The sequence below is a fragment of the Haloglomus salinum genome (genome assembly GCF_024298825.1).
Classification (GTDB): Archaea; Halobacteriota; Halobacteria; order Halobacteriales; family Haloarculaceae; genus Haloglomus; species Haloglomus salinum.
The window spans coordinates 2,196,147-2,209,568 of the sequence record NZ_CP101153.1; the positions used below are offsets into that span (position 1 = coordinate 2,196,147).

The 13,422-nt window shown below is 68.7% G+C and carries 11 protein-coding genes; 8 read left to right on the forward strand and 3 right to left on the reverse strand.

Annotated features, from left to right (window positions below; all coding sequences use genetic code 11):
• The first annotated feature begins 7 nt into the window (after positions 1-7).
• Positions 8-430 (forward strand): universal stress protein, encoded by a 423-nt coding sequence (locus NL115_RS10530; protein ID WP_254829324.1) that lies wholly within the window; start codon positions 8-10, stop codon positions 428-430.
• A 293-nt stretch (positions 431-723) separates the two neighbouring features.
• Here the strand turns inward: NL115_RS10530 and budC are convergent, their stop codons facing one another.
• Positions 724-1,452, reverse strand: a complete 729-nt coding sequence (gene budC / locus NL115_RS10535) for a meso-2,3-butanediol dehydrogenase (RefSeq protein ID WP_254829325.1) — start codon at positions 1,450-1,452, stop codon at positions 724-726.
• A gap of 228 nt (positions 1,453-1,680) precedes the next feature.
• On the opposite strand from budC, the gene NL115_RS10540 reads away from it, so the two are divergent.
• The gene (locus NL115_RS10540) at positions 1,681-2,130 is read left to right on the forward strand and encodes a pyridoxamine 5'-phosphate oxidase family protein (protein WP_254829326.1); all 450 of its coding nucleotides are present in this window, start codon (positions 1,681-1,683) and stop codon (positions 2,128-2,130) included.
• A gap of 52 nt (positions 2,131-2,182) precedes the next feature.
• On the opposite strand, the gene NL115_RS10545 is transcribed toward NL115_RS10540, so the two are convergent.
• Entirely contained in the window at positions 2,183-2,947 is a 765-nt protein-coding gene (locus NL115_RS10545) for a proteasome assembly chaperone family protein (RefSeq protein WP_254829327.1), read from the reverse strand.
• Positions 2,948-3,238: 291 nt separating this feature from the next.
• Between NL115_RS10545 and NL115_RS10550 the strand changes: the two genes are divergently transcribed.
• From NL115_RS10550 to NL115_RS10575, 6 genes are all read left to right on the forward strand, one after another.
• A complete protein-coding gene (locus tag NL115_RS10550) occupies positions 3,239-4,513 on the forward strand; it encodes an MgtC/SapB family protein (RefSeq protein ID WP_350355240.1) in 1,275 nt (424 codons plus the stop codon).
• A gap of 335 nt (positions 4,514-4,848) precedes the next feature.
• Positions 4,849-6,267: an MFS transporter gene (locus tag NL115_RS10555; protein WP_254829329.1), complete on the forward strand. Its 1,419-nt coding sequence runs from the start codon at positions 4,849-4,851 to the stop codon at positions 6,265-6,267.
• 373 nt (positions 6,268-6,640) lie between these two features.
• Positions 6,641-8,077 carry an APC family permease gene (locus tag NL115_RS10560; protein WP_254829330.1) on the forward strand — a complete coding sequence of 479 codons (1,437 nt, stop codon included), beginning with the start codon at positions 6,641-6,643 and terminating at the stop codon, positions 8,075-8,077.
• Complete coding sequence (locus NL115_RS10565; RefSeq protein ID WP_254829331.1) at positions 8,078-8,848, forward strand: universal stress protein; 771 nt, start codon at positions 8,078-8,080, stop codon at positions 8,846-8,848.
• Positions 8,849-8,971: 123 nt separating this feature from the next.
• A complete protein-coding gene (locus tag NL115_RS10570; protein ID WP_254829332.1) occupies positions 8,972-11,545 on the forward strand; it encodes a right-handed parallel beta-helix repeat-containing protein in 2,574 nt (857 codons plus the stop codon).
• 226 nt (positions 11,546-11,771) lie between these two features.
• Positions 11,772-12,266, forward strand: coding sequence for a hypothetical protein (locus NL115_RS10575; protein ID WP_254829333.1), 495 nt, complete (start codon positions 11,772-11,774; stop codon positions 12,264-12,266).
• Positions 12,267-12,543: 277 nt separating this feature from the next.
• Here the strand turns inward: NL115_RS10575 and NL115_RS10580 are convergent, their stop codons facing one another.
• Entirely contained in the window at positions 12,544-13,413 is an 870-nt protein-coding gene (locus tag NL115_RS10580; RefSeq protein ID WP_254829334.1) for a universal stress protein, read from the reverse strand.
• Positions 13,414-13,422 lie beyond the last annotated feature (9 nt).

Consider the following 13,422-nt stretch of genomic DNA (forward strand, 5'->3'; position numbering starts at 1 on the left):
TCCGTGCATGGTCGACCACGTCCTCGTGCCGATGGACGACTCACCGCTGGCGCGACAGGCGCTCGACTTCGCGCTGGACGTCCACCCGGCAGCCGACATCACCGTGTTGCACGTCGTCGACTACGTGGAGGAGAGCTACGGCGCGGAGATGCTCGTGGGCCCCGACGAGTTGCGTGAACGGGCGCTCGACCGTGCCGACCAGCTCGTCGACGAGGCGCGCGAGCGCGCCGCCGACCACGAGGGGGACCTCCGGACGGCCACGGAGTTCGGGGACCCCGCCCGGAAAATCGTCCAATACGCCGCTGACGAAGCCGTCGACCTCGTCGTGATGGGGGGGCACGGCCGACCGCTGGTCTCGCGAATCCTGCTCGGCGACGTCGCCCAGCGCGTCGTCCAGCGGGCGGAGTGCCCCGTGACGGTCGTCCGGTGAGACTGGGTGGGAGTCTGGCGGGGCTACTCGGTGGTCGACGACACACCGCGAACGTGTCGGCTTCCGTCCAGAATTCCGTCCCGCTCTTCGCCGATGTCGATGGCGCTCTTTGCGGCCCTGTGCCATTTCGATAGTGCTATCTGCGGCACTCTGCCCGTGCTCGCTTCCCATGGTTGCGAGCAGAATCGGGGGTCTCACCCGTGGAGCAGCGCCGCGGAGAACGATACGGGTAGTCGTTACATCCGGCCGGTGAACCGGAGGGATAGCGGGACCGTAGCGCCGCGCTCCGGCTGTCAGTGCGCCGTCCAGCCGCCGTCGACGGGGACGTCGGCGCCGGTGATGTAGGAGGCCCCGTCGGAGGCGAGGAACACCACGATGGGGGCGATCTCCTCGGGCTGGGCCGCCCGGTCCATCGGCGTGTTCAGCCGGACGAACTCGTAGAACTGCTCGGTCTCGAGCAGGTCCGCGGTCATGGGCGTCTCGACGAAGCCCGGGCAGACGCTGTTGACCCGGACACCCCTGTCGGCGTAGTCGATGGCGACCTGCTGGGTGAGGTTGACGACCCCGCCCTTCGCTGCGGAGTAGGCTGCCGCACCCTTGCCGCCGACCAGCCCGTAGATGGAGGCCATGTTGATGATGCTCCCGTCGCTCTCTTCCAGGTGCGGCAGTGCCGCCTTCATCCCGTGCATCACGCCGCCGAGGTCGATACTCACCACCCGGTCCCACTCGTCCAGCGACATCTCCACGAGCGAGGACTCGCTGCCGACACCCGCGTTGTTCACCAGCACGTCCAGCCGGCCGAACTCCTCGACGGTGCCCTCGACCAGCGCCTCGACCTGCTCGTAGTCGCTCACGTCGGTCTGGACGAACGAACAGCCCAGTTCCTCGGCGACCGCGGCGCCCTCGTCCTCGCTCCGGTTGGCGATGACGACCTCGGCGCCCTCCGCGACGAACAGTTCGCTGATTGCCTTCCCGATACCCGACGAACCGCCCGTGACGATGGCTATCTTCCCGTCTAGCATACTGAACAGAGGGTGGCGACCCCCCATCAGTCGCTCACTGATTGCCAGGGGCTGAGAGTCAGCCGCTCCCTGAAGGGGCTCTCAGCCCTCCCACGGGTACAGGTCCGGCACGCGTTCCGGTTCTGATGGCCGAGGGGGGAGCGAGGTGGACCGGTCGGGTTCCGGGTCGGTTCCCACGCCGCTGGAAGCGTGTCACTACTTAACACGATTCGGTGGGTAGCGTCGAGTATGTCCATCCACGAGATCCGTGAATCCGGGACCAGTCGGATGACCGAGGAGGAGCTGGGACAGTTGCTCACCGACCAGGGAGTGGGAGTGCTCGGGCTCGCCGAGGGGGGACTGCCGTACCTCCTCCCGCTGTCGTTCGGCTACGACGGCGAGGAGGCACTCTACTTCGTCTACCTGCTGTTCGGCCCGGAGAGCCGCAAGGAGGACCTGACCGACCGGGCCGACCTGGGCCGGTTCGTCGTCTACGACGCGGCCGCCGTCCACGACTGGCGGAGCGCCAGTCTCGTCGGGCGTTTCGAGACGGTGGCCGACGACGAGTGGGACGACCTCCGGGCGGCGATGGAGAACGCCTGGCACCCGGACCTGTTCAGCTCCGCCGAACCGATGCGCGGCATCGAGGGGTACCGGTTCGACATCGAGTCGTGGACGGCCATCCAGCAGTCGAAGTAGCTCCGACGGCGTGAACGGGCTGTAGCACCGTGCCGGCTGGCTGCGAGGTCCGCTACTGGTACATGGCCCGGCTCTGGAGCGTCTCACCCTCCTCCTGTTGCTGCTGGCGGAGCTGCTGGAGCTGCTTGGCGATCTGCTGTTTCTGCTGCTGGATCTGCTGGGCCTGCTCCTCGAGCTCGCTCGTGTCGATGTCGAAGTCGACGAGCGGCTCGAGTGCGTTCTCGATGACAGACTGCGCCGCGTTCGGGTCGGGCAGCCGGGGGTCACAGCGGACGATGAGCACCGACGCCGGGACGTCGTGCGCGTAGCAGTCGGCCACCAGTGCGCCGGTGATGCCACCGATGGAGCCGGACTCCTCGGCCAGCTCGATGCCGGCGTCGCGGAGTTCCGCCTCGGTCTCGTCGCTCGTCGCCACGCCGACCACCTCGCCGAGCTGTGCCTCGGACTCGGCCGGCGCGCCCGCCAGGAAGACCGCCCGCTCGAACTCCTCGGCCAGGTCCTGGTAGACGGTCCGGCTCAACGCCGCCGCCGCGTTCGGCGGGATGGGGATGTCGCTCTGGAGCGTCATCACCGGGGGGTCCGCGCCGGCGTAGACGCGGACCATGTCACGGACGCGCCCGTCGGCGAACGCGGCCACGGAGGGCAGGGCCGCCGACTGGATGCTCCCGTGGTGGTCCAGGTCGAGCTGCGTGGTTATCTGGTCGACCGCGATGGAGGCCACCATCCCGAGGCCGGGGAGCCCCTCGATGAGCGTCGGTGACGCCGCGTCGAACGCCGTCTTCCGCTCGAAGCTGGCCGTGGGTGTATCAGTGGACATCGTTTCACCGGCTGTTCGTGTATGGAGATAATAGTCCCTCCTCCGGTTCCCACCATATGACTCCCGGCCTGTCAGCACACTCGCCGTGATTCTGGAACGGGCCGGTCGCGAGTCCCGGGCCGAGGTCGGGGTCGCGTTCGAACTGGAGCACGGGGCGGCTGGACAGACCGGAGGCCCCCTGCCGCTCGGTTCCCCTCGCGAACACCTCCGACTGTTCCGGTTGGTTCCCCTCGGCGATGCGTTCCGCCTGGAAAGCGACCATCGCGGACCAGTTCTCGAACCGTAAGGGCGATGCACTGGGTGGGTGAGTATGTATCTGTGACTGCCCCCTCGGAGGCCCTGTTTCCGCTGGTCTGGCGCCTGCTCGTGGCCGTCGGCATCGGCGCGCTCGTCGGGCTGGAGCGCGAGGCCAGCGAGTCGGGCGGGTCGTTCGCCGGCAGTCGGACGTTCCCGCTGCTGGCGCTGGCCGGTGCGCTCACGCAGGCGTTCTTTCCCTCGCTGTTGCCGGTTGTCGTCGGTGGACTGGCGCTCGCGCTGCTCGTCGGCTACGTCGGGAAGGTCTGGCTCGAGGGCGATATCGGTCTCACGACGCTGGCGGCGGGCCTGCTGGTGGTGCTGCTGGGGGCGTTGACCACCCACTCCCAGCGCGGGCTGGTGGTCGCACTCGTGGCCGGGGGGGTCCTGACGGCGCTGCTGTCGGCGAAGGGTCGCATCCACGGGTTCGCCGAGCGCATCGAGGACGAGGAGCGTCGCGCCACCGTCAAGTTCGTGCTGGTGGTGCTGGTGGTGCTCCCGCTGCTCCCGGACCGCGAACTCGAGGCGCTGTACGGGCTCAACCCCCGCTTCGTCTGGCTGATGGTCGTCTTCGTCAGCGGCCTGAGCTTCGCGGCGTACGTGCTGAGCCGGGTCGTGGGGACCACGCGGGGCATCGCCCTGACCGGCTTCCTCGGTGGCTTCGTCTCCTCGACCGCGACGACCGTCTCGATGGCCGAGCAGACGACCGACTCCCCCGGTATCTACCAGGTCTCGGCGTTCGCCATCGTCGTCGCGTCGGTGGTGATGTTCCCGCGAGCGCTGGTCGAGGTCGCCGTCGTCAACCCCGCGCTGCTCCCCCACGTCGCTGTCCCGCTGGGCCTGATGACCGCCGCGGGCGTGCTCGCCGCCGTCGTGGTCTACTGGCGGTCGACACGCGAGGACGCGGTGACCGCGGAGATCGAGAACCCCTTCAGGTTGCAGCCGGCCCTGGTCTTCGGCGCCCTGTTCGCGGCGGTGCTGCTGGTCTCGGAGTCGGCCAACTCCGTCCTCGGGGTCTCCGGCGTGTACGCCACCGCGTTCGTCTCCGGGCTCGCGGACGTGGATGCCATCACACTCTCGCTGAGCAAGCTCGCCGCCGACGGAACCGTCGCCCCGGATGTCGCGACGACCAGCATCGTCATCGCGGCGACCGCGAACACGCTCGTGAAGGCGGCGCTCGCGTGGATACTCGGGACTCGCCAGCTCGGGACGCTCGTGACTGCCGTGCTGGGGCTGGTGGTCGTCGTCGGGCTGGCGGTCGTCTTCATCTGAGGCCGCTCCCGGCCCGCCACGCCCGCAGCCACGCCGGGACCTCGCCAGCGACCCCCGGACCGGGTTGCGCTATCGCCGTCGTGGGGGTCTGCCCGGTGCTACCAGGGTGATTCTCGAATAATGGTGTAAAATGGCCCGAATCTATCAGATAGTTCCCTTTGATGTTGCATTTCGGTTCTATTTCGAAAATAGCCGTGGTAACGATATTCTCCTCCCGGGTGCCGAGGTGGGTCGGTCGGCCCGCTGGACCCGAACCGGTGTCCCGGTACGGACCGTCTCCCGGGAATCGCCGAAACCGTCTTCCCTCCGACCGGAGGAGGCTTCGTGACAGGACAATGAGCCGAGGAACCGTCACCGTCTCGCAGGTCATCGACCGGATTCCGGTCGGCCGGTTCCACCACCGGCTACTGGCCATCTGCGGCAGCGCCTGGGCCTTCGACGGGATGGAGGTCATCATCATCAGCTTCACCCTGCCGGTGCTCATCGGGGCGTGGGGGCTGTCGGGGCTGTCCGCCGGCTTGCTCGGCAGCGCCAGCCTCATGGGGATGATTATCGGCAACTGGGGGTGGGGCTGGTACGCCGACCGGCACGGGCGCAAGCCCGCCTTCCAGTGGACCGTGCTGACGTACTCGGTGTTCGCCGGACTCACCGCCCTCGCCGTCGGCTTCTACTCGGGGTTCGCCCTGCGGTTCCTGACCGGTGTCGGCCTCGGTGGCGCGCTCGCGGTGGACACCTCGTACCTCTCGGAGCACCTCCCGACCGAGCGCCGGGGGCGGTATCTCGTCTACCTCGACGCGTTCTGGCCCATCGGCAACATCATCGCGGTGGTGCTGGCCTGGGTCTGGCTCTCGGCGCTCGCCGGGCCGGGCGGCACCATCGCCCTCCCGGTCGTCGGGGCGGTCGCCGGCTGGCGGCTGCTGTTCCTCTCGGCGGCCTTCCCCGCGCTGCTGGTGTTCGTCATCCGCTCGCAGTTGAGCGAGACGCCGTACTACCTCGCCAGGGAGGGACGCATCGACGAGGCCAACGCCCTCATTCGGGCCATCGCGGCGGAGAACGACGAGGACGCGGAGCTGCTCGACATCGACGATGTCGAGACGACACCGACGCCGCCCGTCTCGCGGCTGTTCGACGACGACATCCGCTCGCAGACGCTGATGATCGGCGCCGCGTGGTTCGCCATCAACTTCGGCTACTACGGCGTGTTCATCTGGCTCCCACAGACCGTCGGGGCAGCCGGCGTGGTCGGGAACATCTACCTGTACTTCCTCCTCATCGGTGTCGTCCAGATTCCGGGCTACCTGAGTGCGGCCTATCTGGTCGAGCGGGTCGGTCGGCGGCCGACGCTCGGCTCGTACCTGCTTCTCTCGGGCGTCTTCACGTTCGTCTTCGCCGCGACGATGCCGGGCGTCGCGCTGTTCGGCGCCGGGCTGTCGGGCTTCTGGCCGTTCCTGCTGGGCCTGCTGGCGGCGAGTTTCTTCGCGCTCGGCGCGTGGGGAGCCATCTACGCGTACACGCCCGAGCTCTTCCCCACCGAGGCACGGGGGACCGGGATGGGATACGCCGGCGGCGTCGGCAAGGTCGCCGCCGTCATCGGGCCCATCCTCGCCGGGACGCTTCTGGAGACCGACCTGGCGGGCGGACTCGTGGCGTCGGGGTACCTCCTCGCACTGACGCCGCTCGCGGTCGCCTTCGCGCTCGGTGGGCTGGTCGTCCTCGCCTTCGGTCGCGAGACGCGAGGTGAACCGCTCTTCTGACCGTTCTCGGCGACGAGGCGTTTGTCGGAAGTGTCCGGTGCGCCGCAGGCAGACACGCCGTCCCTGGTCGGGTCCCGGTTGTCCGGCTCGAATACGCCTACCGGGTTCTCGATGGCCGCCGCCACGTCGTCGCGCAGTTCCTCTCCTGCGCTGTGAGAACACGGGGGGCCTACCCGGGGTCCGCCATCCGAAGTGTGTCGGCTGCCCGACTACACCCGTTCCCTGTCGGATTCGGGCGATGTGCAGCATCTTACCCACAGAGGGCGATTGTCGTCCGTGTGACGCGCCCGTGCTGGCCGCTCCGCCCTGAGTCAGCGGTTTCGTCCCGCTCGCTAGCCCCGGCTTTATAGTCACCAGCGCGCGCCCGGCCTGCATGGGCACGACCCCGGAGCCGGGGACAGGGGCGACGAACAGGGCCGGCGAGGCGCCAGAGCAGGTCGGGCTCTCGACCGAGGCAGAGGGCGAGACGACCGTCACCGAGGAGGGGACGGAGCTCGAACGCTCCATCGGGCTGGTCGGCGGTATCGCCATCGGCGTCGGGACGATGATCGGCGCGGGCATCTTCGTGTTCCCGGGGCTGGCAGCGGGGCGTGCCGGGCCGGCCGCGGCCGGGTCGTTCGCCATCGGGGCCGTCATCGCGCTGCTGGTGGCACTGCCGGCCTCGGAACTCGCCACCGCGATGCCGAAATCCGGCGGCGGCTACTACTTCATCTCTCGCGCGCTCGGGGCGCTCCCGGGCGCGGTCGTCGGTATCAGCATCTGGCTGGGGCTGGTGTTCGCGACGGCGTTCTACCTCGTCGGCTTCGGGAACTACGCTGCCGCGCTGCTCGCGGAGGCGGGGGTGAATCTCGGTGGGGTCCCCATCGTCATCCCGATGGCGCTGGTGTTCGGCGTCCTCCTCACCGCGCTCAACCTGTTCGGGACGGAGAACGCCGCGAAGCTCCAGAACTACGTGGTCGGGCTGCTCCTGACCATCCTCGTGCTGTTTCTGAGCTACGGGGGGCTCGACGCGCTGGGCGTCTTCGGCACCCAGTCGACGCCGGAGACGTTCTTCCGGTTCGGCCCGTTCCCGATGTTCACGACGGCGGCGCTGGTGTTCACGTCGTATCTGGGATTCGCACAGGTCGCGACGGTCGCGGGCGACATCAAGGACCCCGGCCGGAACCTCCCGCTGGCGATGGTCGGGTCGGTCCTCATCGTCGCCGTCCTCTACGTCGCGACCATCTTCGTCGCGACGAGTGCCTTCGGCAGTGCACGACTCGAGACGTTCGGGGAGACGGCCATCGTCGAGGTGGCGCGCAACTTCGTCGGCGGCACCGGCGCGCTGGCGATACTCCTCGCCGGGCTGTTGGCCACCGTCTCGAGTGCGAACGCCTCCATCCTCTCGACCTCGCGGGCGGTGTTCGCGGTGAGCAAGGACGCCATCATCCCGAAGGCCGCCGCGCGGATGAACCTCAAGTACGGCACGCCCCACGTCGCGCTGGCGATGGCGGGCGGGCCGGTCCTGGTGCTGGTCGCACTGGGCGAGGTCGAGGTGCTGGCCGAGGTCGCCTCCTTCCTCCACCTCGTCATGTACGGGCTGATGTGCGTCGCGCTCATCTCGATGCGCCGGGACGAACCGGAGTGGTACGACCCGGATTTCCGGGTGCCGGCACACCGGCTCGTCGCCGGTATCGGCGCCATCGCGAGTTTCGGCCTCATCCTGTTCATGCAGACCACCTCGCAGGTCATCGGGCTCGCCATCATGCTCGCAGCCGCCGGGTGGTACAAGTACTACGCTGCCGACGTGGAACTGAAGGGGGTGCTGTAGATGTCCGACGACGACCCCGCGCCGACTGCCGAATCCATCATGTCCGACAACGACCTCGATATCCGTGAACCGCCGCGCATCCTCGTCCCGGTCGAGGTACTGGAGGGCGAGTCCATCTCCGAGTCGCTCGTCGAGTTCCTCGCACCCGCACGAATCATCCTGCTGGGCTACCACGTCCTCCCCGAGCAGACACCGACCGAGCAGGCCAGCATGCAGTTCGAGGACCGCGCCAGGACCGCCGTCGAGGACATCGCGGACACGTTCCGCGGGGTGGGCCGGGGCGTTGAGACCCGTGTCGCCTTCACCCACGACCGGGACCAGACCGTCGAGCGCGTCGCCGAGGAGGTCGGCGCGACTGCCATCCTCCTCCCGAACCCATCGAGCGACATCGAGGACGTGCTCGTCCCCATCCGTGGCGCGGTCGACGTCGGCCGCCTCGCGGACCTCGTCTCGACGCTGCTGGGTGGCCACGCCGGCACGGTGACGCTCTGGGGACTGGACACCGGTGGCGAGTACGACACGGACGCGGCCGTCGAGCGGGCCCGGGAGACGCTGCTCGACCGGGGCCTCCCGGCGGAGCAGATAACTGCGGAGCACGCCGAGTCGGAGTCGCCGGTCTGGGATATCGTCGACCGCTCCGGCGAGTTCGACATCATCGTGATGGGCGCGGGCGGCCCCTCGCTGCTGTCGTCCCTGTTCGGCGACCCGACCGAACGCGTCGCGGAGGGGGCGGTGGCGCCGGTCATCGTCGTCCGGACCCGCGAGGACTGACGCGCCCCTCGAAATCGGCACACTCCCCGTGCGCCGGACTCTCGCCCGGTCCATCGACCACTGTGACACTCGCTCCCAAACACCTTTGTACGATAACCGGGACCCTGAAACAGGTGAACAGCGATGCGAATCAGCATCCCCTTCCTCCTCCTCGGAGCGCTGGTCGCCCTCGGTGGGGTCGCAGGGGGCACGACGACGCCACCGACGCCGGTGAGCGAGTGCACGACCATCGACACGCCCGGGAGCTACGAACTGGCGGGCGATATCAGTAACAGCGCCACGAGCCCATGCATCGAGGTAACGGCCAGCGACGTGGTCTTCGACGGGGCGGGCCACGAGATCGACGGCGTGGGCAACGGGACCGGCGTTCAGGTCGCCGGCACGGGGACACTCTCGAACGTGACCGTCCGGAACCTGCGGGTGACGGACTGGGAGACCGGCGTCAGATACGCCACCGTGAGCGACGGCGTGGTCGATTCGGTGAACGCCTCGGGGAACGGCGCGACGGGAATCGTCTTCAGCAAGACCACCGCTTCGACCGTTCGCGACGCCACCGTGACCGGTAACGAGGACGGAATCAGACTCGTCGGGAGCGCGGACAACGTCGTCCGTGCCCTCGACAGCGCGGCTAACGCGAACCGTGGGGTCGTCGTCCGGTCGCGGAGTCCCAACAACACCCTGGCCGGAAGCGCCGTCTCGGACAACCGGGTCGGCATCGCTATCGAGACGGCGAGTCCGGACACGACCGTCGTGGACTCGACGGTGACCGGCTCGACGACCGACGGCGTCGCTATCGAGGACGCCGACGGGACGCATCTGGAGAACGTGACCGTGCTCGGCAGCGGCGACTGGGCACTGACACAGGCCGGCGTCGGCACGACCACGACCATCGACCTCGAACTCTCCTCGGCGGTCGTCGAGACGCGCTCGCGGCGGGCATCGCTGCGTGCTGTCCCCACGCCGACACCCCCACCGAGCGGTATGACTGCCGTCGGCGGGGCGGTCGAGGCGACCGACACCGGGAGCGGCGCGTACCTCTCCCTCAACGTGAGCTACGCGAGCGCGTCGGGCGCCGCGGAATCGACGCTTCGCATGTGGCGCCACGACGGCAGCTGGTCGACGGTCCCCGGCACGAACGGGGTCGACACTGCCGCGAACTACGTCTACGCCAACGCCACGGCGTTCCCGGGGTCGGTCACCGAGTTCGCGCCGCTGGGGAACGGCTCCAGCACGCCCACAGCCACGGCAACGCCGACGCCTTCCCCGACGCCGAACGGGACCGCGACCCCGACACCGAACGGGACGGCCACGCCCTCGCCGACGCCGGTCCCGACACCGACGGCGACCGCCGCGCCGACGATGACGCCGATAACGGCGACCCCGACCTCGACGCCGACACCCCCGCCGACGATGACGCCGATAACGGCGACCCCGACGCCAGCACCGACCGCGGTCCCGGTTTCGGACTGTCGCATCATCGACGAGCCCGGGCTGTACGTCCTGACCCAGGACCTCACCGACCGACCCGAGGACGTCTGCATCGACATCCGGGCGAGCAGCGTGACGTTCGACGGGAACAAGCACGCCATCGACAGCGCCGGGCTGCCCTCGACCGCGGGCGTGCTGGCACGGGACCCCAGTGGCGGGCAGTTGGCCGATGTGACCGTCCGGGACCTGGAGGCTACGAACTGGGATGCCGGCGTCCGGTTCCGGAACCTCACGGCCAGCGCGGTGACCGATGTCGAGGTACGGAACAACAGCGTCGGCGTTTCGATCCTGTCCGCGACCGATATCGCGGTCACGGGCATGGACGGCGCCCTGAACGGCGGCCCCGGCTGGGAGGGCGGGACCATCGTCGTCAGGGACACGACCGACAGTACGGTGATGAACGCCACCAGTGCGCCGATCGATGGCGCCCTCATCGGCTACCTGGTCGAGGATAGCACCAACGTCACGGTCGCGGAGGTCAGCTTCGACAGCGAAGCCGGGGCCGGAATCCACGTCCTCGGCGGCTCGGACAACACCGTCAGGGACGCCCGCATCCGGGCGGGAACCTTCACCTGGTACGGGCTGGGGGCGACCGGCTCCCATCGAGTCGAGGTCCGTGATGTTGCCATCAACGGAAGCGCGAACGATGGGGTCCTCGTGACCGACACCGACGACGGGCGCGTCGTGAACGTCACGGCGTGGGACAACGGGGGGGACTCGCTGAGTGCCCAGGGGACGACGACCAACCTGACGGTACGGGAGCTCCAGCTCGGCGCGAGCGACCCGACCGTCGTCGGGGCTACCGGTCGCAACTTCGCTCTCAACCCGACGGGGGCGCCGGCTGGTGACCCGTCCGGCATGCGGAACCTCTCGCAGTACGTCCGGGTGTCTGGGAGCAACCCGGATGTCGTGGTCAACGTGAGCTACGCACCGACCGACCTCGTGGCGGCCAACGTCAGCGAGTCGACGGTCGAGCCGTGGCGCTACGACGGCAGCTGGAGCCAGGCGAGCGGCGCTGCCGGGACCGTCCCGGGGAGCAACTACGTCTACGCCACCGTCGACGTCTCGGGCAGTCCCTCCATCGTGGTCGCGCCGCTCGGTGAGGCCGACAGCGGGCCGCCGACCGTCAGCGGCGGCCCCGGGTTCGGACTGCTCGTCGCGCTGGCTGCCCTGCTGGCGTGGGCGTTCGGCCTCCGCCGAGTGGCGTGACCGGTCGCCCGGAGACGGTCCGCCATCGTCCCGTCCGTCCGTGCCGACCGTTTCCACGGTTCCATCGTGTCTCCCCATCGGCAGCTCCATCGCGACTCGCGCGTGTCTGTCGACCGAGGAGGTCGGTCATCTGGGTCCGACAGCCACTGGCCGCTGTTTCGACGCCGGAGACACGCCGTGTTCACTTTTCACCGTCCCGGACCATCCGACAGGATGTCTTCCAACAATGGATTACCGTGCAGCCTCCAGGAGCGCCGCTCTCACCAGACGCCGAATCCTCGCAGCCGGTGGCGCGGCGATACTGACATCGGTCGCCGGCTGTTCGGCCATCGTGGACGCCATCGGGGACCAGGTGCTCGAGGAGGTCAATATCCTGAACCAACTGAACCGGGCGGTCAGCGGGTCGATCGAGGTCACCAGCCCGGCCGGCGACACTGCTCTCGACGAGACGTTCGCGGTCCCCTCGGAGGACGCCGACGGCGAGAGCAACATCGTGGCGTACGACGACGTCTGGACGGAGACGGGGCAGTATCGGATTCGCATCGAACTCCCGGACACGGAGATCGACGGTGTCTCCCGGGCGAACGAGACAGTACGCATCGACAACACTGACGAGGAGATGGTCGCCGTCGCGCTCGGCTCCACCAGCGACGACGAACCCATCGCGGTCCGCGTCGGCGAGTCGCTCTCCGACTTCGGCCAGACGACCGAGAGCGGGTAGGCACCGTTCCGGGGACGCCGATACTTCTCGACGAGCGACTGCGAGGTGGTCGCGGGCGACGGCATCCAGGACGAGATGCTGGGGCTGGACGTGTTCTGAGCGACGGACTCTCTCTCGAAGTACTCAGCAACTGACCGGAGGCGTATCCACCGAAGCCCGGAGCCAGTCCGTACCGCGGTGGTTCGAGTCGGGCGTCCGTCTCGCGTGCTCGTGATCGAGATATCCTGTCGAGGGTGCTATCGACGAGGCCGTCGAACGTCGGTCAGGCAGGCGAGGCTCACTCCGGCTCCGCGACGGTCATGACGGGGACCGGGGCGGAGCGGACGGTCTTCTCCGCCACACTGCCGAGCAGGATACGGTCTGTTCCACGTCTTCCCGTGGTCCCCATCCCGACGGCGTGTATGTCGTTCGCCTCGATACAGCCGAGGATTCCTTCCGCGGGTCGCCCGTGTTCGATGTGCCGGACGACATCCGTGACCCCGTACCTCTCGGCGGCCGAGACGACGGTCTCGACGGCCTTCTCCGCGGCCTGCTCGCTCTCCTCCCCGGCGATCGTCGACCGGATATCCGGCCCCAGTGCGGAGTCGTCCACGACCGAGAGCACGTGGACGGTCGCGTCGAGTGCCGCCGCGAACGCGAGAAGGTGGTCGGCGGCGTGTGCTGCGGCGTCACTGCCGTCGGTCGGGACGAGGACGGTCTCGTACGGGAACGTGAGCAGTTCGTCGGCCTGCATCCGGACGGAGAGGACGGGCACCGAGGAGAGCCGGACGACCTTCTCGGCGACGCTCCCGACGACGTACCGGGAGAGTCCCTCGCGCCCGTGGGTCGGCATCACGACCAGGTCCTGGTCGTACTCCTCGGCGTACTCGGCGATTGTGGGGGCAGGGTTCCCCTGCACGACATCGGTTCGGCACGAGACACCGAGCGTCTCCAGCGTCTTCTCGGCTTCTTCGACGATATCCCGTCCCTCGCGTTCGAGGACGTCGACGGTGTGTCCCTCGACGACGGTGACGCTGTCACGGTTCGTGTCCGCCACGTACAGGACGCGGATGGTCGCGTCGGCCCAGTTCGCGATCTCGGCGGCGTGATGGAGCACCTCGGTGGCGCCATCACTGCCGTCGAACGGGAGGAGGATGGTCTCGTACATGAGCTAATG